Source organism: Candidatus Kryptobacter tengchongensis, from assembly GCF_001458555.1.
Classification (GTDB): Bacteria; Bacteroidota; Ignavibacteria; order Kryptoniales; family Kryptoniaceae; genus Kryptonium; species Kryptonium tengchongense.
The window spans coordinates 1-25363 of the sequence record NZ_CZVH01000018.1; the positions used below are offsets into that span (position 1 = coordinate 1).

Consider the following 25363-nt stretch of genomic DNA (forward strand, 5'->3'; position numbering starts at 1 on the left):
CCTCAAATTGCTCCTTTTCATTTCTTGCGTTTGCATATTCACCCGTGTGAATCTCTATAAAATCAGCTCCAGTCTTTGCCCTGGATCAACGAATAAATGCATTTCAATTACAACATCAGTCAAATACACTTTCTTCATCTCTGCATCAAAAGATACATCCATTGCTCATTTTTTATTTCGCCAACGAGAGTTGAATGTAAAAGTTCATAAGAACCAAAACCTGTTCTATCACCAAACACAAATATGACCCCGCCTTGCAAATTATAGTAATGCCATATTTCATATGGTTTCATATTTTCTGAATAGGGATACCTCTCAACTTCATCGGGAGGACCATAGATTATGTAAACCCTTCCCCTGTCAGTCCTCCAACCAGGTAAAAACCTTGTTGTAAATTTCTCATTTGCTTGCTCAACCCTGTCAAGATATTTTTTTCTAAATTCAATTCCTCCTCTCCTAGCCCAAAACAAACCAATAAATCTCCTCTTCGCCTCAACTCCCATTAACTTTGAATACATATTTTTCTCTTCCTGTGTGGAAATATACACCGCTTTTGAAAATTCCTCATCAAGATCTTTTTCATCAATCCCGATTAATTCCGACATAATCAATGATGTATCAACTTTAGGAGGAACGCTTGGATTGTAAATGAAAAATTTCCTTCTACTTTCCGCAAGCAACGACCCATCAAGCTCAGATACAACGACATCAAGATAATAAATCCCCGTCGGCAACATATTAACATTAACTGTTCCAACCTCAACAACCGAATTATAAAGTTTATTTCTTATAAATTTTTTCTCTTTGACCTCGGGCACTTTATTTTGATTATTATCAAGAACATTAACATTAATTTGATATCCATCACCTTTAACCCCGCTTAGCACATTATAAAGTTCAAAGTAATAATAAAGCACAGGGACATTTAGACCATATAAAGCTGTTGGATTTGGAACAACCTTATATGAATTTTTATAAAAAACATCAGCGGTATCCGTTGATTTATTTATTGAATAGCAAAGTTCAAGACTGCTTATCATCAATTTATCTTTGATACCGAAGACTGGCACATTGACATCAAAAGAGACGCTATCATAATTTTGAGTATTGTAAAGATCAATCGCCCTCATTATTACACGATATCTTCCCTCAGGGGTATAAAACCTTAAAATATCAACTATATCCTCACCAGCGATGCCAGATGTATCTTGAAAACCCGTCTCAATTTTCCAACCTTTTCGGATCAAGGCAGAGTCTTTATCAAGGTTTATGACATCAAGTCTGAGAAAAACCGATATGTTATATTTTCCATCTTTGTAATTGTACGAAAGTTTTGATTTTTGTAAAGAATAAAATATCTCAAGGTAGCTTTGACTTTCGGAATGACGGAATACAGAATAATCCACGTTTAAGCCAAGTTTACCGTCGGTTAAAAAGGTCAGAAGAAAATTTAAAAATGCTATAATTACAGCTTTCATTTCTTAAAAAGTTTGACTTTATTTTTAGAAAGTTTTATCATTAAACAAAAAAGGTGAGCCCAGAAAATAATCCTGAGCTCACCTTAAATTCATCGTCCCGCTGAGTAAAAGCAAAGCTCACATCGCAAATCTAAGCGTAAGGAATTGATTATTGTTGAAGAATTTAACTTTTCTATATGTATACTCAATGCTTGCTTCAAGCGTCCCACCAAGCGGTATATTTAAACCAACACCAAAAGTTGGCGAGTTAAAAACATAATCTGTTTCATTTACATAAGAATAACCAAGTCTTAAGAAGAGCATATTGTTGAATGAATACTCAAGCCCACCCTTATATTCATCAAGCGTAAAGTTATTGTTTTGGAAGCTTCCAGCAAGTGTGAATGAATGAGATTCACCAACTTTTAAATTATAAGCAAATCCAAGCTCAAAAGCTGCAGGAAGTTCAAATTCTTGAAGTGGAACTCTCAACGACCTAACAGGAGAACCCGGCTCAGAACCTGGTATAACAACTCCCCACTCAAGGTCTGGACCGTCAAACTTCATATTTCCGCCAACATTTTTCATCACCGCACCAAACCTTAAACCACTCTCAAGACGATACTGCAAACCAATATCAACAGCAAAACCAACTGCCGATTCTCTCAAAATTCTCTCACTTATAAGTTTAAAATTAGCACCAACATAAATTCTATCCGTCATTCTCCTGCTATAGGAAAGAGCAGCAGTTAAATAGTTCGGACTAAATGTTTCCCCGGTTCCATCTGGGGCGTCAACAGTTGTAAGCGGAATCTCACCAAAATCAAGCGATTTTAAACTTAAACCAAAAACACCAACACCACCAAAATTAGCAATCACAGCAAGGTAGTTGACTTTCATATCAGCAATCCATGAAACATGTGAAAACATCGCTTCAGCTGATTTATTGACAAAACTTGCACCAGCAGGATTCCAATAGAGCGCATCAACCCCTTGAACCTCTGCAACAACTCCACCACCAAGAGCAACTCCTCTTGAACCCACAGGAATTCTCAACTCCTCAGCTCCTGCTGTTCCCTTACGCTTGCTTGTCCCTGCATCAAGAGATGTTAAAATTACAAACAAACCTATTAATGTTAGTATTATTTTTCTCAACATTTTCCTCACTCCATTGTTTTATTTTTAAATTTTAAAACTCCAAACCCCGGCGCCTTTATGACGCCGGGTGGTCTCAAATTAGAAGTATCTCAATCTTTCCTCTCTCTGGAAAACGACAACCTTCAAAATCTTACTGCCAACACCAGGAACATCAACGTGAACAATATAAATTCCACTTGCAACTGGCACACCAGCTTCATTTCTTAGATCCCATCTAGCATAAGGGCTGTCATCATCCTTTTGAATTGTTCTAATAAGATCGCCAGCAACTGTAAATATCCTGATTGTGCACTTGTTCGGTAATCTTGTGAAGGTTATAAATGCCTCAGTTATCTCCTTCTCAAGTGGCGACGCACCAAAATATGGGTTCGGGAACGCGTTAACCTTCTCAAGGTCAGACTTCGCAGTTTCAACTGAATATGTTGGCGCTGAAGGAGCAGTTATCTCAAATACATCATTGACCGTGTTCGGATGATTTGCATATATTTCAAGCTCATCACCACTGCTAAATGCAACATTACCTCTCCTGTTCCATGTAGCCATATACATAACTGGCAGATCGTAGCTCAATATATCATTTGCCAAATTATTATCTTGTGTTTCACTATAATCAACATCAAATATGAATAACCATTCACGTGGACCGCTTGATCCAATGTTATCATAGACATTATAATCACCAGGCCAATACTTTCCATCAACAAGACCATTTACAACATTGTTTTCCAAGAAACCAACAGCAAGTCTTCTTGGTGGATTTGCTTCTATATCATATACCGCAAGTGGGACATTCTTTTGCCCATTTAAACCAAACTCTTGAAACGCATATCCTCCAGCTGGATTTTTAATAAATGGTGCAAATTCAGGCTTAGCTGGCACTGCATTAGCCCTACGCAAATATCTATACCCAAATGATGCATTTTCAGGTGCCCCTGTGATGTTACCATCTGTGTCGGTATCAGCAAAAAGAATTCTTATATTCCTCAACTTATCAGGCGTAACAACATCGCTATGTTCATGACCGCTTATAAATATACCATACGGGGAAACATAGCCAAATGCGCCATTAAATGTGAACAAATGCTCCGGCAAACCAAAGCTTGTCATGATATCAGCATTTGCCCATGTTAATTTCCTCGTTCCTTTTGTCCATGCCCAACCTTTTGGTCCAGCCGGTGGTCCAACAACCTTAAATTGTATTCCATCCACTACAGTATAGTTACCATCTCCGCTTTGATTTGTCTGACCACTTAACTTAACCTGATTAGCCGTGACATCAACAAGTTTCCAGGTGATTTCTCCGCCAACTTCTTCAAATCTTACCTCATATTTATGCCCTGTTAACTTTGTCGGGTCAACAACAATGCCAAACACCTCGCCATCACTTACACCTTGTTTATGAACAGCTTGCACAGTATCGCCAACTGCGCTTGTATATCTTACACCAGGGCTAACAGGTCTTGGGATAACTGTTATTATATTTCTTGCACTCTCATAAAATCTTGGCACACCATACGGGTTATAAGCATACGCAGTTACAGCAAAGTAATAAGGTCTTCCGTTAACAAGAGGTTTATCATTGAGATAATCCTTCTTTATTCTAATTGTCCTTTCAATACCACTATCTGTGCCTTTTACAACCGTAACTTCAATGTTTTCACCCCTAACTGGATCAAATACCCAATCCTTGATTTCTTTAACATCATTTATAACATCAAAAACCGCAATTCTTGTCCATTTTGTTGGTTGAGTTGGGGAGTCAAATTGATAAACGATAAAGCCCTCAAAGTTATATCTTGTCGGTCTTCCTTGCTCGTCAACATCAATCAAATCAATTTCACTATATTCATCAATTCTTGGATCGTATGGCCAGTAAAGCACAATTTCCCTATCAAGCTCAGCAACTTGAACATTCGGGAATGGTGGTGTTGGAGGAAGCTTAAAATCAATATCATAAGCTATTTGCGCCTGTCTATCAATGAGCTTCAAAACGGTCACGCTATTAACATTGCTTGAACCCCTTGCAATAAGCAAACCAAAAACAATTTCCTGTGTATCACCAGGGGCAAGAGTAAATGGACCATTTGACATTAAAAATCTTCTATCACCTGGCGCTAAAGTCGTAGGACCAACCCTTGTCCCATCAAGCCAACCAGTTCTTGTCTCAGGATCGCCTGGGAAAACAAATCTTGTCGCTTGATTTGTATTTGGATCAACATAAGGAGTTCCATCTGCAAGGAACCCCTTCATGAAATTATATGCCTCATCTGCAAATTCAGGATCACGATATGGGAATGGAGCTCCATTCCAGTAAAATGTAAATGCATACATCGGAAGATTTTTATATCCCTTCCACCACCTGCCAAATGCCTTGGCTGAATCGTTCGGATCACCCGTGTATACCTTCACACCCTGGAAGAAATCTCTCCCAATTGCCGGTGGTGCAGAACCGTAAACATTATCAGTATTAGAAGCATTATAGCAATAACCCAAACTTAAAGTTGTATCACAACCAACAAAATCATCACCTGCATATCCAAGGTCGGGATCATCCCAGAGAGCAACAAAAGTTGAATCATAAGTATTATTGCTCTTGTTAATTATCACGCACTTTACAAACATCATATCGCCAAACGCATCAACCCTGTTATATCCCCAAATTGTCATCTGAACTTCAAGACCCATCGGTTGAGTCTTAAAGATATTGTGCGCAGCTGGGTTAGCGTCGTTAAAGACCATCCACAATGTCTGATCACCCATTAAAAGTGGTCTATCAACGCCCCTTGTGAAAACACCATCCCCATCAACATCCTCCCAAGGAGCACCATCTTCAACAGGCCAATTCAGATAATCATCACCCGGATTAAAAAGATCGGTCTTATTTATCTTCCAAATCTTATACCCCGGCTTATTCGGATCATCAGGTTGACCATTCGGGAGTATCTTCCCTGGTTCAAACTCAACTTGATATTCAGCAGCTGCTGTCCTTAACTCACCAGTTCCTCTCACCTTTCCAGCAACCCAAACCCCAGCTGCAAAGTCAGCTGTCATATGTGAACCCTTTGGCCACTCAAGCCCAGCATCACCTGTCCTATGATAACTTACATATTGCCCCGTATTCTCAACATCACTGGAAATCCTATTGCCATCAAATTTCTCAAGCACAATCCCACTTGATTTCAAAAACGTAGCAATTTTACTTCTCTCAGAATTTTTCTCCTTAGCCATAGATGTTAAGGTAAGAACAACTGTGAACAAAATTAGTATTGTAATTACTCTTCGCATATTTAGTCCTCCAAGATTTATTTTTTTAAATTCATCCAGATATGGATGTGCCCCAAAAGGGGCACATCCGTTAAAACTACAGATCAATGCGAATTCCAAACCTTACCTGTCTTGGCTCACCAAAGTTATATGGGTGCGCAAGCATATAGTTATACAATTTCACTGCCTCTGGACCGTTATTCTCTGCCCATGTAGCACCCTCAGGAGTTCTGAACCATCCATCTGCGTCCGGCAAACCAGTTGAATTGTACACGCTCAAAACATTCTTGCTGTCAAACAGGTTGATAACCCAGAGATAAATATCAAAGTTAACCCTTCCAAATCTAATCGCTCTATCAATCTTCAAATCAAGTTGGCTTGTCCAGGGACCATAGCCCGAGTTAACAGCTGCTCTTGGAATTTGCCATCCTGGACCATAGATATAGCTTCTGTATTCAACTGGTGTATATGGTAATCCGCTACCAAATCTAAACAGAAGGTTAATTCCAAGATACTCAAATGGCTTGATTCCGAAAACAGTTGGTCCATCACCCTTTTCAGTCCTGAAATCAACATTTATGCTACCAGTATGACGCTGATCAAAATCAAGTGGTGCAACAAATGTCGGGAAGTTTCCACCAAGCCATGCGATGTTAAAGTTTGTTGTCGCTGCTGAACCAGTTCCAGCTGCATACTGGAGCGTATAATTAACAACCGCCGCAACTCTGTTTGTACGCCTCAGGTTAAAGCTAAACGATAATCCCTTGATCGTCCCATAGTCACCATTTACATACATTGCATATGCTGTTGGTGTTGCAAGGATATTTTGAATTTGAATAAGGTCTCTTGTTTCCTTGTAATAAGCTGTGATGTCAAAGCTTGCATTTCTTGTTATCTGCTGAGCAAATCCAACCTCATAGGCAATCGTTTTGGGTGGTCTCAAGTTTGGATTACCTGCGCGGATATAGTTACCAGATCTGATATACTGGGCAAACAATATCGTGCTTGTATAGAATAAATTCAACTGAGGCGCCTGGCTAAACACGCCATACTGAGCATGGAATACCGTCCTATCAGTAACTGGGAATGAGATACCTAATCTCGGAGCAAAGATATAATAAGGCTTTGATGCTTTAAAGTTAGCATCTGCCATATCATACCAATCACCCTTTGACTCAAGTATGATCTTAGTAGGATCAACAAGTTGATCTGTATTTGGGTTGATATAATCAACACGCAAGCCAAGATTTAAAATCAACTCGGGCAACTCAATCTTATCTTGAATATATGCTGCACCAACAATTGGATGTTTAGCTCCATTTCTACCCGTGTTAACTTCGGTCTTGCCAGTCACATCATAACCAAGCGTATTCACAAAAGCTGTTTGATAGATATTTTCATTTGAACCAGTTGGGTTGTTTCTTCTATTATTTGCTATATCAAGTGCCCTTAATCCATAAACCCTAATCGTATTATATCTCAAATCAAATCCTGCTTTAATCTCATGCACTCTTCCAATCTGATGTAAAATGTCAAATTTTACCCCAACATAGCTTGAAAGATTCTTTGAGTAGTTTGGATAAACTGTATTCGCCTGCGCAAAAAGTGAGAATGGTCTAAATGGCTGATTTCTACCCCAATCTCTAAGTTGTGGATTCTTATTCTTATCTCCATATGATTCAATGTCATCCCACCAGATGTTATCACCGGATTCTATAAATGTCCTATACCAGCTAAACATCAATGTATAAAATGTTGAAGCGGAAATTGTATGTGTTAACTTCGCATAATATCCATGTGTGGTTTCTTCCTCCCTTGGCATTCTATCATAGTTATATGCAGAATATGAATGTATGTAAACCCTATCGGTCCTGAAGAATGAAGTTCCACCTATTCTCAGATTAAATGGTTTGAAATCAAACACGACGTTTCCATTAAATAACCACCTTGAAGTTGAATTACCTCTTAAAAGCCCAGCAGGTATATTGATATTAAATGTATCCTGCCCTTCAACAACTGTAGCCTGCACTCCATCGTAGAACGATGGTCTTCTATTTCTCATAAATGTTCTCTCAAGCGCTCCAAAGAACCTTATCTTATCATATCCTGGGATCAACGGACCACCAAGGCTGATTGAATAAAGGCTATAACCCTGGGAATATGCTCCTGTTAAAACATTTTTCTTATGAAAGTTCGGGTTTCCTGTCTCTTTGCTTCTAAAGAAGCCACCATATTCATCTGTGATTAATTCAAGCGTTGCGGAATATTTCGTACCTCCAGTCTTCGTCGTTGTAACAACCACACCTGACATCGCATAACCATATTCAGCGTTAAAGCCACCCGCTTGATAGGATACCTCCTCAATCGCCGTTGTAACAACTTCACCAGTTCTCGCATAGTTATACGGGTTGTTGAAGTAAACACCATCAACATAGTACGCAACCTCTTCACTTCTCCCACCTCTTACATATATTGTCCCACCTACCTGAACAACGCCAGTTTGAATTGCAACAACGCTTGTATAACCACGCAATGGCATGTTTTGAACATCTTCTGAACGCACAACCCTTATTTCATTTGTAGCGTTCTTCTGAATCAAAGGTCTTTCAGCTACAACTTCTACAGTTGGAACCTGGATAGCTTCACTTGGCAGTTCAAAATTAACTTCTGTTGTCAACCCAACAGTTACTCTAACATTTCTAACAGTGATCGTTTGATAACCGACATAACTTGCCTTAACAGTGTAAATTCCCGGCGGAACATTTAAAATAACATAGTTACCATTGAGGTCAGTTGAAGCACCGAGCGTTGTCCCCTCAATTATCACATTTGCTCCAATCAATGGCTCCTTTGTTTCCCTGTCAACGACTTTACCAGCAATCTTACCAACCTGAGCCAAAACCAATCCTGGCAAAATTAATAAAAGTGACAAAACTAATAATTTGCGGTACATATCTTTATTCCTCCTGATATGTTTGTTTTAAATTTTGGAGAGTCAATGAGAGGATGTCTACATTCGCGAGATTAGGAGAAGCAACCAATATCAGTGTTTTCAAATTTTTCTTCTCCAAACTTTGTTTTCATTCGTTCACTAATAAATATAACATCTTAAATCAACTTTGTCAAGATTTTTCATATGAAATGAATTTAACAAAGCTTCAAAAACTATGCCAAATTATAACTTCACAATTTTGACATCAAAAATCCCATCTATTGATGAAATCTCACGTAAAACATTCTGCGGAATTTCATTATCAACACTCATCACGGTCAACGCCTTTTGCCCAACGCCATACCTTCCAAGGGAAAGACCTGCTATGTTAATTTCTGAACGAGCGAGAATTGAACTCACAGATGCAAGCATTCCAGGTTTATCAATATTTGAATAAACAATCAAAATTCCCTCAGGCTTGAATTCAAAATGGAATTCATCAACCCCAACAATTCTTATGTCATTATTTCCAAACACTGTCCCAGAAACAGTTTTAGTTTCCTTATCGGTTTTAACCTCAAATCTCAAAAGATGTGTATAATTCCCGCTATCATCACTTACCTTTTCGCTCACACTTAAACCTATCTCTCTTGCTATAACAGGTGCATTAATATAATTTACTGGCTCGCTCATAAGGTAATTTAACATCCCCTTCAAAAATGCTGAAATTAATATCTGTGATGAATTTTTAAGCATTTCACCAACAAAAATGCCCGTAACACTCTTTACCTTACCCTTTAAAATCTGTGCTTGGAATAGACCGATTTTTTCAGCAAGTAAAAGATAAGGTTTTATTACCTCATTCATCGCAAGTTGTAAAATTTCGGCGTTTACTGCCCCAACGATCGCACGTTCCTTAAGGGCATCAACAATTTGTTGGGCAATTTGAACTGCGACTTTTTCCTGTGCTTCCTCTGTAGCTGCACCAAGATGTGGTGTAACTATGACTTTCGGATGTTTTATCAGCGGATGATCTTTAGGTGGGGGTTCTTCAGAAAAAACATCAAGCGCAGCACCGGCAACATGCCCAGATTCAATTGCTTCAAGCAAAGCCATTTCATCAATTATACCACCGCGAGCGCAGTTTATTATTCTAACTCCACGCTTGCACTTTAAAAGTTCATTTTTCCCTATCATCCCACGAGTTTCTTCATTTAAAGGAACATGAACGGTTATAAAATCGCTTCTCCTATAGATCTCATCAAGTTCCGCAACAAGTTCAACACCGAACTTCCTGGCGACTTCGGATGAAACCACGGGATCATAACCAATTACATTCATTCCAAAAGCCTTACACCGTATCGCAACCTCACGACCTATCCGTCCAAGTCCAATTATCCCGATCGTTTTACCATAAAGCTCCACACCTATAAATTTCTTCCTGTTCCAGTTTCCAGACTTTAAATCTTCACATGCCTGAGGTATGTTCCTTGCGAGGGCAAGAATTAAACTCATAGTATGTTCCGCCGTAGATATCGTATTTCCCCCAGGGGTGTTCATCACGATTATCCCACGCCTTGTAGCTGCATCAACATCAATGTTGTCAACCCCCGCACCTGCACGACCAATTATCTTCAAATTCTTCGCTTCATTTATAATGTCTGCTGTCACCCTCGTCCCGCTTCTCACTATTAAAGCAACATAATCGTTAATTATTCTTTTAATTTCATCTTTTGTGATACCTGGCTTCAAATCAACCGTGAATCCCTCGCTTTTTAAGATATTAACACAACTCTCTTCAATCGGATCTGTGATTAAAATTTTCATTTCCCTAAAAATTTATGTTTTAATGGCAACAGCTTAAAAATTTTTCATCATCATTTTGAGTTAATTTGCTTTTCTCATATTCAGCAAAGACATTTTGAACTGCACGGACACCATCGCCGGGGTTAAACTCATCAAAACCTGATTCAAGTAATGCCATCTCAATTGCAGATATAACACCAATGATATCAATTTCATCATAATATCCAAGGTGTGAAATTCTAAAAATTTTATCCTTCAAATGCTCTTGTCCCCCTGCAACTGTAACTCCATATTTATATTTCAAAGTCCTCTGAAACTCCTTTTTGTCAATTCCATCTGGGAAATAAACTGCTGTCACAGCGTATGAAGGTGGTTCTCCAAAAAGTTTTAACCCGATCGCTTTACAACCCTCTCTTACTGCTTTGGATAACTTTTCATGTCTTCTCCATATATTTTCAAGCCCCTCTTCCTTTATCATTTTTAAAGCGACATCAAGCGCAACTATCAAAGCAATTGCAGGTGTCCAGGGCGTATCCCCATTCTGAAGAGCTTTCTTTGCCTTTTTCAAACTAAAATAATACTTGGGAAGATTTGACCTCTCAACCATTCCCCAAGCTTTCTCGCTCAAAGCTATAAACGAAAGCCCTGGCGGAATCATCAAACCTTTCTGCGAACCTGTTATCACAACATCAAGTCCCCACTCATCCATATAAAGTTCATGAGCACCAACAGAAGTAATCCCATCAACCACGATAACCGCATCAGAATTCTCATGAACAATTCTGGAAAGCTCCTTCACATCTGTAAAAACGCCGGTTGATGTCTCACTATGAGTCACAAGAACTGCCTTAACATCGGGATATTTTTTTAACTGCTCTTTGATCTCCTCTGGTGTTACAGCTCTTCCCCACTCAATTTTAACTTCAATCGCCTCAACTCCATAAGCTCGGCATATCTCACCCCACCTCTCACCAAATTTCCCGCCGTTTACAAATATAACCTTATCACCATATGAAAATAAATTTGCAACCGCAGCTTCCATTGCCCCGGTGCCACTGCTTGTCAGAGTATAGACATCTTGCTTTGTTTGAAAAAGATATTTCAAATTTTCATTTACACGAGCGAAAATTTCAATAAACTCAGGATTGCGATGGTGAATTATCGGTTGCGCCATTGCAAGTGCGACATTTTCAGGAACTGGAGTTGGTCCTGGTGTGAAAAGACGCTTCTTCATTTTATTTTCCCGTTCGTTTTTAGAAAAAAAATAAAATTTTTCTTAATCTTTGTCAAGGGATTTTAAAAGATTTTCAAGTCCAGATTTTTTTAGTTCATCAATCGCCTTATAATTCGTCAAATCAAAATGAATTGGTGTGATTGAAATATAATTGTTCTGCACAGCGGTATGATCAGCGTTTAAATCGCCTTGTTCATAATTTATAAATCTTCCAGCAAGCCAGTAATAGTCTCTGCCATTTGGATCTTTACGAATTTCAAACCAATCATCCCAAAAAGCACTACCTTGACGAGTAACAAGAACTCCTTTTATTTCATTTTCAGAAACAGGTGGGACATTGACATTCAAAAGCGTTCCCTTAGGCAAACCATTTTTGAAAACAAATTCGGCAAGCTTAACGGCAAATTTCGCAGCAAATGAAAAATCGGGGTTTGGAGCGTAAGTTGCAAGTGAAATTGCAATTGAAGGTATCCCAAGTATCGTCCCCTCTGTGGCTGCGGAAACCGTTCCAGAGTAAATGATATTTATTGATGTATTCGTCCCATGATTAATCCCCGAAATTAGAAGATCAATTTTTTTATCTTTCAACAATGCCTTAACAGCAAGTTTAACTGCATCTGCCGGCGTTCCATCAACAGCGTAACCGAAAAGCTCACCATTTTTATAAAACGGATTAACTCTCAAAGGATATTGAACAGTTATCGCATGCCCAACGGCACTCATTTGTTTTTCTGGGGCAACTACTGTAACATCTGCAATTTTCCTTAACTCCATCGCAAGTGCATAAATTCCCTCGGAATTTATACCATCATCATTTGAAACAAGTATATGCATTTCACTCACTTTTTCTTTTCTTTTAGTTTTTCATCCTGCTTTTTCTGCTTTTTCAGCTCTTCAACTCTTTTAAGTTCTTGATAAGCTTCTTTTCTATCTGGATTTATTTCGGCTGCTTTCTTCAAAACTCTCTCAGCATCCTCAAACCTTCCAACATTTGAATAAACAACACCAAGATAAACATATTGCTCATAATTTAACGGATTATAACTAATCGCTTTTGTAAGGGATTCAATCGCTTTATCATAAAGTTTAAGTTCATTGTAAGCCTGAGCCAAAAGAATTCTTATTATCCAAAAATCATTCCCACCCGAAAGAGCGGTCTCAAGAACTGTTCTCGCATCCGCCCAATTCCCCTGTATTCTATAAATATCAAAAAGACGCTCATAAGCGAGAACAAAGTTTGAATCAAGCGAAACTGCCTTTGAAAAGTAAATTATCGCTGGATAAAGATCATTCTCTTGAAAGTAAATCTCCCCAATTGTAAAGTTTGTAAGTGGAAACCTCGGCTCAAGTAAAATAGCCCTTCTGAATGCGTCAAGACCACCTGTCTTATCCCCAGATGATAATTTTCTTAAACCTTCACGATATAATTCAACTGCTTCGGCTGACAAATTTTGTTGCTTTACAAAAATCATGCTCCTCAAAACCTCAATTCTTCGTATAAGTTCATAGTCAGTTAATCTCTTTAATGCCCCGATTATATAATTTTTGCTTTCGGAATAATTTTTTCTAATGTAGTTATCAATTGCAAGGAAAATCTCATAATAAGGTTGAGAGAGATAAGAGGAATTGTTTAGAAGATTGACGAGAAATTTTTCGTCAAAAAGGGTCCCTTTATTTTTCATGTTTGAGATGCAAACACGCTGGAATATGTTATAATCCTTTTCAACTCCAAAAACTTTCAAATTAGCAAGAAGCGTATCCGGCAAAACAAATTCAAATTTCGTTGTATCAGGATTGTCCCAAAAAGATTCAGATGTAAAGGCATAAGCAAGCGCATCAATGATGAGACGATACTTAAAATTCAGCCCGCTTTCAGTGTTAAGCCAAGAAATGTTCTTAACATCAAGGCGATATTTCTCCGCACTAATTTCATTTTCAATTTTTTCAAAATAACTATTTGCACGGGAAAGCATCGCAAAAACAAGCGTATCGGCAAGGACATTTAATTTCGGTGTCAAAACTGCGTTGACATAATCTTGAAACTGAATTTTCAAACTATCATACATTTTAAGTTTATCTTCTGGCTCCATCGTCGCCGAAACGATTGAATTAAACTTATCAACAAGTTCAATTAGAATATTATCAAGTGATTTGACACATTTTTCCCGTGCATCTTTGTAAAAAGAAAATTTTTTAGCCATATCATCAGCAACAACGCTGAAAAGAACATCGGCAGAACGCTGATAATTACGGTCACTATAAAGTTTAACCCCATCTTGATATGTTTTGAAAGATTTTGAATAACCTTCCCACAAATTTTCAGGGATGTTCATCTCGCCCGAACTTACAACTTTTTCAGAAATTGGATAGTTAATTTTAAATGGCTTTTCAATTTTAAATTTTTTCTCAAATCCCATCATCAATCCCACCTTCCCACCAATAGTTAAAATATCATAAACCTCAGGGTAATAAACATTGCCATCTTGCTGGATTAAAACTTTTGATGTAAATTCCTTCGCAAATTCTTCATCAATTGCCCAATCACCCTCGGGCAAGCAGACAAAATAATAATATGCTCCCTTTGTTACATCAACATCCGTAAAATTTTCGCTTGCTCCCTCAACTGAAAATTTAACCGTTAAATACCTCTCCCCTCTTAAAATTGTCTTCTCGCGAACTTTTAAAGTTACGCTCTGAGAAAAAACCTCACAAGCAAGTAAAAAGATTGATACTATTGTGATTATAAAATGTCTCATCTTTAAAAAACTTTTTGTTTTTCTTTTGAAAATTAGAAAAACCTGAAATCAAAATCAACTTGATTTTTCCAAAGTTTAAAAATCGCTTTATTGTTCTGATATCACCGCCATCCCAAACCCGAAATGATTTTTATGTCCGAATCCCCATTCATATCCAACCTCAATTAATCTTGGATCTGTCTTTATCGTAAATGGTGCAAGAAAACATTTTATATTCATTCTACCAAATTTTATAAGTTTTGAAAATCTTCCGCCCCTTGAATTTATATATTCGCTATCAAATCGCATCTCAAAATCAATATCTTTTATTTTCTCGCCGTATAAAAAATTATATTTTCTTATCAAATCCTCTTTGATCTTGTCAAAATATCCTGGTTCTTCGGGTGTCAGGAAGGTTCTTTTTTCCGCTGGACTTTTGACGACAGCAATGGGGGAGAGAAGACGCAATTTCATTTCGCTATTAAATTTTGGGAGATTAATTTTAATAATTGATTTAACAGTAAAATTAACATCGCCAATTTTAAGATTTCCATCCCTTAAAAACGCAACCGCAATCCCCTCAATGAAAGAATTAAACGGAGAAGAGATGAAAAAGTTAAATTCATCTTGACTTGTCAATTTTATTTCCTCGCTTTCTATCAAAAAGCTTTTAAAGCGAAGAAACGAAAAAGTATAAATCCTGAACCTATCCTTGAAAATACCAAGGTCTTTTAACCTCTTATCGGATTTGAAAGCGTCGCTATGTCTTTTTATCTTGTCCCTTAACTCGGCATAGATGAAATGATTGTAATTTACTGGTATTGATACGGGAATGGATTGAGTAGAAAGGGTGATTTTTAACCGCATAAAAAATCCCCCTTTTTAAATTTAACAGATTTGTCAGCACCGCCCCGCTATTTTCCCCGATGAAAGGCATGTATGATTTAAAACTTTTTATTTAATTTTTCTTCTCTTACTCAAACAAGGGTGGGCTAAAAGAAACCCACCCTTTTTAAATATAAAACATAAACAAGAAAAGTTCAAAAACTTGGCGAAAAGAGAACAGAATTTAAAAACAATCGGCTCAAACTTTGCCAATAAAGCCGAAAGTTTGGATCATCCGCAAACATTATGACCCTCCCTCGTCCAACAGGTTCATCAATCAAATATGCTCTCCCTGGAAATTTTTTCTCCATATCTTCCCAAACGAAACCACTTATGCGAACATCTTTATCCGCAAAAACTCCGGGGTTTGCTCCATCTTTAGATCTTTCAAAGATTAAATTTGAATAAACATGGACAGCAATTTCATCAGTGTAACCAAGCGAAAGAAAGTGTAAAGTATCAAGCTTAACACGCATAATTGCTCCAGGTGTGAATTCAACTCTTTCAGCTGGTTTCTTTTCCCTCGGTTTGACGGTGTCTTTTACCGTCTGAGGTTTTTCATCCTCATATTCATCTTCTTCAGAAGACCCCTCACCTAAAAGTTTCGCAGTTGTAAGTTCAACCCCTTTCAAAGTTGGAAAAACGGAAGCATTTCTCAATGTCACAAGGACACCACCATTTGAAACCCACTCCTTTAACTTTTTCACACCACCATCGCCAAGTAAATTCCTCAGCTGGTTTGCATTTGCATCTGGAATAATAAGGACATTATAACGATAAAGATCAACACTTGAAAAATAATCCCATCTTATCGGGGTAAAGCTATACTCATAAACTTGCTCAAAAAGATACCATATTGCACCATAAGAGGTTTGAGAGACAGGCTCTTCCGTTAAAACAGCCACTTTTGGCTTTTTCAATTCAATCACCCAATTTGAACCAAGATCAATACCACGCTCTGTATACGCAGTGTTTACCGAGTAAAGAGACACGCCGAGCTCTTTTGCAAAAGATTTAATTTTCTGATGGAAATCTTGAATATGTTTATTTCTTTCAACACGAACAATTATCGTCCCCCTTGGAAAATAATCTCCAGATTCAGAGTAAAAATATCTCGTAGCAACCGCAAGTTTAAAATCCGAATCAAGAAGCTTAGCCAACAACTTAGCTGAAGCATCTGTGTCATATTTGAAAAGATAAGCATATTTTGGCGTATCGTTTGGGACATCAACTTCAAATGTGGGTTTTTGATTTATCTTTTCAACTTTAACTTTTGGTGAATCTTCCGTCAAATAACATTCAATACCCCATGCTATAGGCAGATTCCAAGCGGTTACATCATAAAATCCAAGCGGAAGCCGACGCACATTTTTCCCAAGTTTTTTATTATACTCATAAGCAAATTTCGCCTCCCTTAGAAACTCCTCTTCCATTTGTGGATCAGGCTCAAATAAGGCTTTGAGAAGACGTTTCTGAGGTTGATACATTGGGATTATATAAACACCCTTGGGGAAATTTCTTCTCGTGGTTGTTTTCTCAAAATAACTTCTAACATTTTGACTTGTGAATGATTCCTTTGCTTCAAAGACCTCAATTTTATGTTTTAAGCAAAGGTCAATGAACCTTGCTGTCTTCTCCCGATCTTTATCTGGAACTATTACAAATGACTTATATCTTTCCATTTTTGCCTCGTTAAGAGCTGTTTGTCTGAATTTGTAAAAATCAAAAAGTATTTCACTTTTATGGTTAACCGATGCCTCAAGCGTCTTCATTGATGCGATGAAGTGATGGTGTATTCCCTCTTTAAAAGTTATCACCGTTTCATCTTCTCTTTCAAATTGAAAACCCTTTCTTCCGCCCGCATCTGTTTCAAATGTCATTCCAATAGCACCATTTAAAGCTGGGTATGAATCCCAATAGCCCGGATAATGCAAATCAAAAACTTCACCAGTATAATAGCTCCATCCATAGTCATCAAATCCACGGGCGATGTTAAGTCCAATGACCTTTGCCCATTTTTTTGTAGTTGCTGGTAAATTTTGATTTACAGGCGGAGCATAGGGAACGAAGAACATATTTTTAGTTTCACCGTGATGATCAGCAAAGACTTGCGGGTTCCAGTAATGGAATTGTTCAACAACTTTTTGCGTCTCTATTTGAGAACAGGCAAAGGCGTCACGATTTAAATCAATCAAGTAATGATTATAATTTGTTTTCATCCTCCAATCACCCCGATGCTCGGATGCGTAAGGGTCGGGATTTCCATATTTTCCAACAAATGTTGCCTTAAACCATGAAACAGCCTTTTGGTGGCTGTCAGGGTTGTGTGGAAGGTTAATTATGACGACAGCATCTTTAAGGATCCTTTTCGTAGTTTCATCCTCTCCTGCACAAAGTTGATATGCAACAAGAATTCCAGCCTCAAAAGCACATGTTTCATCACCGTCTATTGCATAATTCAACCAAACAATTATTGGATTTGATTCAGATATCTTCTTTGCTTCTGATTCAGATGTAATTCTTGGATCTGTTAATTTTTTGATATTTTCTCTTATCTCATCAAGTCGTGAAAGGTTTTCAGGCGAACTTATGAGCAAAAGATACATTCCCCGTCTTTCATAGGATTCACCATATTTTACAACCTTAATACGATTTGATGATTTTGCAAGGGTATCAATGTAACGCTCCATTTCATAGTGCTCAGTTATGAAATCGCCAATTTCATACCCTAAAACTTGCTTTGGGGTTGGGATATATGTGTTGTAAACCCCATTTTTCCAAAATTTGAAATCATCAGCATTGCATATTGAAATTATCAAAAAAGACAAAAAAATTATGATGGATTTCCTCATAACGTTTAAGTTTTTATTTTTTAAGACGAAAACGAACGAGAGGAAGTTTTAAAAAGAAAAACCCGGCATCAGCGAGAAAGCTGAGCCGGGTGAATCAAGGGAAAGTTGAAAACTTTTCTACAAGACAACACCGAGTGAAATTCTATGCGCTTGTTTCAACCTGTAAAGATCTGAATAAGAATAGTCAAACTTCAATCTCACAGACGAACCCGGGATGCCAAGGTTCAAACCAGCTCCTGCATTCAGTGTAAATTTACCATGTCTTTCATCAACAGCGTACCTTTTCATTCCGCCAAATCTTATGAAGAACATTTCTTTGAAAGCAAATTCGCCACCAAAGAGACCAAGCGCTCTGTAATCCCGCTCGTCTCTATAATCAGCATTCAAAGTAAATCTAAAAGTTTCACCTTCAATCAAATTAAATGTTGCGCCCATTTGAAATGTCAAGGGCAATGACCATTCCTCAGTTTTAAGGTTTGCGATAACATCTGTAGGGTTTGAGCCTGCGGTTGGATATGGATCAACTTTTATAATTAAATCTCTCCCTTCAAGGCGCATCTTCGTTCCAAAATTTGTAAATGACATACCTATTTTCAATCCCCTGAATCCAGTATCATAAAGAGTTCCAATATCAAGGGCAAAGGCGCTGGCGGTTGAATGTGAAATTGTCTCCATAACATATTTTACACTCACACCGATTGAGAACTTATCAGTTAGTCTTCTCGCATAAGCAACGGCAAAGCATGCATCATAAGCGGAGAAGGTTTGACCGCTGGCTCCTTCAGTGTCAAGCCATGTGGTAATTGGCATATCTCCCATTGAAAGATATGTTATCCCAATTCCAACCGCACCCCATCTTCCAAGCGGAACACCCACACCAAGAAATGAAACATTTAAATCGGCAATCCAGTCAGTATTTGCAAACATCACTTCAGTTCTTTTCATCTGTGAAAGCCCAGCTGGATTCCAATAAACAGCTGATGGGTCGTTTGCATTTGCAACGACTGCGCTTGCAAGCGATGAACCTCGTGGATCAACAGGGATTTTAAGAAACGAAGCTGCTGAAGTTCCAACATTATCAAACTGAGCAAACACATAATTTAAGAGAACAATTGAAAGCAAAACCGTAATTATTTGAAACTTTTTCATTTTTCTCTCCAATTTTTTATTTTTCTCAAGATTTTTCAACCGCCCCGAAAGACGGGTCGGAAAATTTTTATTTGATAAGTGCAAACTTCCCTATCACTTCCCCAATTTTTCTCCCTGTTTCATCATAACCCTCAATATGATAAATGTAAACTCCAAAAGCTACCTCCTGCTCGTTATATGTCTGTAAATTCCACCTTGCAATTGAACCACCCTCATGCTGTATAACTCTGATTAGATCACCAGCAACATTGTAAATTCTTATAATTGCCTTCGGCGGAAGATGATGAAATTGAACTTCCTTCTGAACCCCATATTTACCCGTCTCATATGGAGAACTAACAACATACGGGTTTGGAACTACTCTGATATTTTCAAGATCAGATGCAGTCATCGTTGTCGTTGTTTGTTTCACAGTGTTGAATTCATAAACATCATTCTTCGTTAAAATTTTATTTGTTACAATTTTAATTTTATCTCCTGGTGGCACGGAGACCGCTTCTGAATAAATTCTGACCCTGTATGGTATATCAGCAAGTGAAGTTGCGTTAAATTCACCAGGATTTGACTCAGGATATGGTTTGTTGATTATAAAGATTCTATCATAATCATCCCAGTTAAATCCAGTAGCTCCACGGTCACGAATTGCAGCATTTACCTTCGTATTTGTGGTCAAGTTCCATATCTCAAACGGAGCTGTCATCGTCGTCCCAAGTGGATTCAAAGATGAACCAACTTTTGGATAAACAACAGGAGTGCTCACAATTCTTATCTCATAATCTGCTGATAGCGCTTCTCTTGAAAGCGAATCAATAGTTGCTCCAGCATTCCCACCTTCAAATGTTAAATCAATCGTCCATGCATCATAAATATGAACGCTATCCCCATCAACAACCTCATTCCAGTTAACATCGGGAGGCAAATCTTGAACTGGTAAATACAAACCATCAAATATAATTGCGTTATCAAGCGCAGGCTCATAAAAGTATGGGTAATTCTTTATCGTATCACCATTTATCGCAACGACATATTTCCCATCCTGATCTTTTAAATCCATAAGCAACCCAAAAGGTGTATTCCCTTGTTTAAATGTTAAAGTGTATTTTTTCCCTGTTGTCTTCCCCGGGTCAAGAAGAGTGATCGGAATCTTAACACTACTATTTCCGCTTACATGCTTTGCTTCTTTATCAGCGCTACCAAGCGTAACACCTGAAGCAGGTTTACCTGGTATAACAGCAACCGTATTTGTTCCCTCCTTTGGATAACTTCTTATCGCATTTTCAAGCGGTGGTATGGGTCCATCATCATGGTCATAAGCAACAACCGCATACCAGTATTCATAACCGTTATTCACATTTCTATCAATGAAGTAATGCCTTATCCCAGCGTCACTTCCAAGGTTAAAATGTCTTCTCGTTTCGGATTCACCTTGAATTCCATTTTTTAGATCATAAATGGCAAGTGGGATCCATCCTTGGAACTGACCAAAGGCATCAATGATAGCTTCACCCCATGTTTGCCCTCTATCCGTGCTCTTGTAAATTTTATAACCTTCAAATGCATTATTCCCTGTTAACCTGTCATTTATATGGTCAATTGTTCCATCTGGTTTATAATAAATTCCTCTTTCTGAACGATCGTCCCAGTAAAGTATAACCATTCTATCACCCGCCACTGCTCTAACGGATGGCTCTGGCGGGGGTTCAGATGCACGATAACTATTGTTATAAAGTAATTGACAAAGCATTGCTTTTTTAAACAAATCTCTCTTGTTTCTCGCATGAATTGAGGCGAAGGTAAAAGCAAGCTGCCCTCCTGGAGGAAGGTTAAATGGTCCAGAGGCAACAACATAAGTTATATCAGGTCCATAAGAGTTCGGTGTTTGCGTCCAATCGTTTGGATGTGGGTTAACATTATGTGGTGGTGAAACCCCCGCTGATATTTGATCATACTCTGCAGTTTCAGTTTGCGGGGCTTCGCTGTATGGGAAAACTTGAAATGTAGTTATACCCATTGGTTGCCCTGTGGCAGGATTTATCGGCGTCTCAAGAAACTTTAGCCCAACCCATCCAACATTTGATGCAATTAACCCCTCAACTTTATCATCTCCATCCCACAAATATGTAAAATTCCAAAGCAATGAATCCTCACTGGGTGAATAACCCTCAACATCTGTCCCCGGCGGAATGAACGCTGCAAAATCATCAGTCCATTCATAAGCTCCTTGTTCGGGACAATCTGGATCATCATGAATACCAACATAAACATCATAAAGTGTATCGGTTCCTATGTTCGTAAGGATAAATCTAAAGATTATGAAGTCCTGATTCAAAAAATCATCCCATTGCAAGCCCCAAATATCAAGGCGAATGTCCATCGGTTTTGGCTTATTCCCAGCCTCAGGGTCATTATCTGTAACTACAAAATAAGCCTCTCTTTTTGCAACAACCTCACCGTTAAGAACCCCTGGAAATCCAGTTGAACCAACTGGCGGTTGATTATATGATATTTTTCTCGCATGAGCTGGGAGATCATTTAAAGATGGCCATCTTTGAGGCCAAGATTGCGGTTTGTCGCTAAACGCAATACCAATGTTATTTTTCTCATCAACATAACCCGCATCAAATCCCGGTAGAGGTTGATATTCTTCCTCGCTAAATCTTGCTGCTCCCCTTGTTCCGCTTGCAAAAAACTTGGTATAAGTTCCATCTGGATTTTTTTTCTTAGCTCCAACTATTGGTGCCATTGTCCATCTGTAAGTTATCCCACTCCTTGCCGGAAACTCCCAGCAAAGTCCCCATCTGTCATATCCAAGCGTTGCTGCGTTTGATATACGTGCCCACACATTCCCAACATCAAGAACTGACCTCTTTCTGTCCCCAGGACCAAGCGTCTTCGGCAGAGGTTTTAAGCCCCTTTGAGGGGCAAGGACAGTGTTATAATATTTTTCCTTCGTCATCCAGTTTGGATCTTCCTTAACATGGGCAATTAAAAGTGAAAATGACCCGAGAATGATAAACAAGAGAAGTAATGCAGTAACCTTTTTCATTTTTGACTCCGATTTTTTATTGATAAAAAATTAACATAGCCCGCCACTCAAGTGGCGGGAAAACCTTAATTTTAAATTTAATGATTAGAAATTCAATTCTATCCCGATCTCAACATGTCTTGGTGCGCTAAACCAATGTGGTCTGTGTCTGTTTTCAGGCGAAACAGCAGGATTTGTGCTATAATCAGGTCTTCCAGAATCATCAAAAACATTCAAAACATTCCTCTTATTCAAAAGATTTGTAATATCTGCCCAAAGCGTAGCATTTAAAAATCCAAGTTTAAATGTCTTATAAGCTCTGACATCAATATTGCCCGTCCAAGGTTGCCTTCCACTGTTTATTTCACCTGTAAGATAAGTGCCACGAGCATCCGTCGGAGTATATGGAAGACCACTGCCGAAATTACCAATAAAGTTCAACCCCCACGTATCGTAAATAACATTAAAGATAAAGGAGAGTGTATGCGGCTGATCCCACGCAAGCGTTGTGGTTCTTTTCGGCGGAATATAACCTGTCACAGATGCAGTATATGCCTCCCAAAAGTGTGTTGCCCAGTTATCCGCATTGCCTTCGGCTCTTGAATAAGTATAATTTATCTGAAACGCATAATGATTGCTTAATCTCTTTCTCAATGCAAACTCAATCCCTCTTGAATTAGCATAATCAAGATTTACAATTTGTGTGTAAGTGTACGGATCTCTGAAATATCTCTTCGTTGAGATATAATCATATGTGTCTTTGTAAAACGCGGTTATACTCATAACGATATCTTCACTTAAAATTACATCTGCCCCAACCTCATAAGCATGCGTTGTCTCAGGCTTTAAGTTTGGATTTCCAATCCTTGGCTCATAACCTTGAGCAAGATTGGGATATGGGTAATTTGGATTATTCTGGTTAAACCTCCTATAAAGGAAAAACATATCGGGATACTGGTAAAATTGTCCATAAGCGAAATGAATTTTTGCTCTATCTGAAATCGGGTGTGAAAAACCAATTCTTGGGCTTATATGCCATTTAGGCTTAACATTCCCAACCTTTGTAATATCAGCATTAGGATCAGTTGCCCTAAGGTCAATAACTTTATAAACATCTGGTGCCTTCGGATTTAAGTAATCAAAGCGAATACCAACATTTATGATAAGGTCTGAAATTTCAATTTTGTCCTGAATGTAAGCAGCAGCCTGAACCGGTCTGAATTTATAATAAGCAGTCTCATAATGACGCGTTTCTTCGGGTTGCAATGTATCAAGATGATCCCAATAATTGTTAACACCATTTATCCACCAATCACTTAAATCATACTGTTTATATTCAAAACCGAATTTAACAAAATTATATCTATCAATTTGGCTTGCAAAGCTTGCTGAAAATGTATTCGTCAAAACGAAATAATGTTGAACATAATCATCCATTGAGATAGCCATCACATCAACTTTGTCAATTCCCGCCTGTTGTAATCTTGAGATCAAATCAGGCGTTAACTTAGTTCCCTTTCTGATTGTATCACCATTGATCACATAATCTCTATAAAGCGGAAACCCCATCTTCAATGCGTCTCTCAACCATAAAGTCGCCCTGTAAGGACAACCAAACTCATAGTTTGAAGTAGAATCAAATAAGTTATTACCTCTAACAGGCGTAAATATCCTTGAGAAATCACCTTTAAGTTCCTCCTCATAGATGTAAAATTTATATCTTGTATTAAATTGCGAAAACTTAACCTCATAATAAGTGTTTCCACTCAAGGCATGGGTTAAATGAGCCGTGTAAAGTGTACTGGTTCTATAATTAGTCCCTTGAAATTCAGGAAGGCTTGGATCCTGCATTTTCAACAGGTACTGATACTTGAAATAATGGTCGTAACCTTTATTCTTTCTATCAGTTAATGCATAACCGAGGCGAAGTTTCAAGTTTTCAAAGAATTTGAATGTGAGTTTAGCATTACCCCTAACCCTACTGTCAAAGAAGCCAAGATTTTCATAGTTGTGTTGAATTATTCTGCCACCCGGGGTTTTATATGTCGGACCTGTAAATCTGTTTAAATAAGTTCTTGTGAAAGACCTATCACCGCTGACGAAAAATGTAGCGAAATCCTTACATGGGATGACCGGACCGCTAAGTGAAATCTCACCTCTGAATGTTCCCCAATCATTATCTTTCCATCCAAGTTTGCCAAATTGGTCTGTGCCGACTCTGAAATTACCAGCAAATTTAGGTCCTCCTTCCTGTGTCACGATATTAACAACCGCTGATTGTGCCTGCCCATACTCGGCATTAAATGTCCCAGATAAAATTGAAACAGAAGCAATCCCGAGTCGGGATATATCAAGGGCTGAACCCCCATAAAGCAAATCATCAACCCTTATACCGTCAACGACATAGCTTACCTCGGTTGTTCGCCCACCTCTGACATGTATTCCATTGTCTCCACCACCAAGTCCTCCATTATTTGCGGTGACAACGCCAGGGGCAAGGGTCATAACCTCTTGATATGAATTAACGGGGATTGATTGAATTTCTTGAGCTGTTACAGCTGTAACAGTTGAAGTTGCATCTTTTTGAATTAACCTTCTTTCTGCGGTTACAACAACTTCCTCAAGTTGAATTGCTTCGCTTGGCAACTCAAAATTAACCTCGGTTGTGAAATCAGGTAAAACCCTAACACCCCGTATTGTTACGGATCTGTAACCAACAAACGAAGCTTTAACATCATATGTCCCAACTGGAACATTCACAATTACATACTCGCCCTTCAAATCGGTAGCAGCACCGAATGCCGTCCCAACCAAAACAACATTTACACCGGGCAACGGCTCCTTTGTTTCTCTGTCAACTACCTTA

The 25363-nt window shown here is 38.3% G+C and carries 13 protein-coding genes; all 13 read right to left on the minus strand.

Annotation, left to right across the window (positions count from 1 at the left end):
* Positions 1-134: 134 nt before the first annotated feature.
* Positions 135-1478, minus strand: coding sequence for a GWxTD domain-containing protein (locus tag AT685_RS01225; RefSeq protein WP_072151215.1), 1344 nt, complete (start codon positions 1476-1478; stop codon positions 135-137).
* 117 nt (positions 1479-1595) lie between these two features.
* A complete protein-coding gene (locus AT685_RS01230; RefSeq protein ID WP_072151216.1) occupies positions 1596-2615 on the minus strand; it encodes a PorV/PorQ family protein in 1020 nt (339 codons plus the stop codon).
* 78 nt (positions 2616-2693) lie between these two features.
* Positions 2694-5999 (minus strand): hypothetical protein, encoded by a 3306-nt coding sequence (locus AT685_RS01235; RefSeq protein ID WP_143713065.1) that lies wholly within the window; start codon positions 5997-5999, stop codon positions 2694-2696.
* Positions 5977-8778: a TonB-dependent receptor gene (locus AT685_RS01240; protein ID WP_159420445.1), complete on the minus strand. Its 2802-nt coding sequence runs from the start codon at positions 8776-8778 to the stop codon at positions 5977-5979. Before AT685_RS01240 ends, AT685_RS01235 begins: the two co-directional genes overlap by 23 nt.
* A 276-nt stretch (positions 8779-9054) precedes the next feature.
* The gene (serA, locus tag AT685_RS01250; RefSeq protein ID WP_072150673.1) at positions 9055-10638 is read right to left on the minus strand and encodes a phosphoglycerate dehydrogenase; all 1584 of its coding nucleotides are present in this window, start codon (positions 10636-10638) and stop codon (positions 9055-9057) included.
* A gap of 19 nt (positions 10639-10657) precedes the next feature.
* Positions 10658-11851: a pyridoxal-phosphate-dependent aminotransferase family protein gene (locus AT685_RS01255; RefSeq protein WP_072151220.1), complete on the minus strand. Its 1194-nt coding sequence runs from the start codon at positions 11849-11851 to the stop codon at positions 10658-10660.
* A gap of 42 nt (positions 11852-11893) precedes the next feature.
* Entirely contained in the window at positions 11894-12685 is a 792-nt protein-coding gene (gene surE / locus AT685_RS01260) for a 5'/3'-nucleotidase SurE (RefSeq protein ID WP_072151221.1), read from the minus strand.
* Between the two features lie 5 nt (positions 12686-12690).
* Positions 12691-14607, minus strand: a complete 1917-nt coding sequence (locus tag AT685_RS01265) for a tetratricopeptide repeat protein (protein WP_072151222.1) — start codon at positions 14605-14607, stop codon at positions 12691-12693.
* Between the two features lie 87 nt (positions 14608-14694).
* Positions 14695-15453, minus strand: coding sequence for a CRISPR-associated endoribonuclease Cas6 (gene cas6, locus AT685_RS01270; RefSeq protein WP_072151223.1), 759 nt, complete (start codon positions 15451-15453; stop codon positions 14695-14697).
* 173 nt (positions 15454-15626) lie between these two features.
* Positions 15627-18323: a M14 family zinc carboxypeptidase gene (locus AT685_RS01275; RefSeq protein ID WP_072151224.1), complete on the minus strand. Its 2697-nt coding sequence runs from the start codon at positions 18321-18323 to the stop codon at positions 15627-15629.
* Positions 18324-18440: 117 nt separating this feature from the next.
* Positions 18441-19472 (minus strand): PorV/PorQ family protein, encoded by a 1032-nt coding sequence (locus tag AT685_RS01280; protein WP_143713066.1) that lies wholly within the window; start codon positions 19470-19472, stop codon positions 18441-18443.
* A gap of 67 nt (positions 19473-19539) precedes the next feature.
* Positions 19540-22518 (minus strand): hypothetical protein, encoded by a 2979-nt coding sequence (locus AT685_RS01285; protein WP_072151226.1) that lies wholly within the window; start codon positions 22516-22518, stop codon positions 19540-19542.
* 84 nt (positions 22519-22602) lie between these two features.
* Positions 22603-25363 (minus strand): TonB-dependent receptor (locus tag AT685_RS01290; RefSeq protein ID WP_143713067.1); only part of this gene is annotated, 2761 nt, incomplete at its 5' end.

Bases quoted from the DNA above. Each gene is read 5' to 3' on its own strand.
- AT685_RS01225 (WP_072151215.1), bottom strand. From the start codon at position 1,478: ATGAAAGCTGTAATTATAGCATTTTTAAATTTTCTTCTGACCTTTTTA.
- AT685_RS01230 (WP_072151216.1), bottom strand. From the start codon at position 2,615: ATGTTGAGAAAAATAATACTAACATTAATAGGTTTGTTTGTAATTTTA.
- serA (WP_072150673.1), bottom strand. From the start codon at position 10,638: ATGAAAATTTTAATCACAGATCCGATTGAAGAGAGTTGTGTTAATATC.
- AT685_RS01255 (WP_072151220.1), bottom strand. From the start codon at position 11,851: ATGAAGAAGCGTCTTTTCACACCAGGACCAACTCCAGTTCCTGAAAAT.
- surE (WP_072151221.1), bottom strand. From the start codon at position 12,685: ATGCATATACTTGTTTCAAATGATGATGGTATAAATTCCGAGGGAATT.
- AT685_RS01265 (WP_072151222.1), bottom strand. From the start codon at position 14,607: ATGAGACATTTTATAATCACAATAGTATCAATCTTTTTACTTGCTTGT.
- cas6 (WP_072151223.1), bottom strand. From the start codon at position 15,453: ATGCGGTTAAAAATCACCCTTTCTACTCAATCCATTCCCGTATCAATA.
- AT685_RS01275 (WP_072151224.1), bottom strand. From the start codon at position 18,323: ATGAGGAAATCCATCATAATTTTTTTGTCTTTTTTGATAATTTCAATA.
- AT685_RS01280 (WP_143713066.1), bottom strand. From the start codon at position 19,472: ATGAAAAAGTTTCAAATAATTACGGTTTTGCTTTCAATTGTTCTCTTA.
- AT685_RS01285 (WP_072151226.1), bottom strand. From the start codon at position 22,518: ATGAAAAAGGTTACTGCATTACTTCTCTTGTTTATCATTCTCGGGTCA.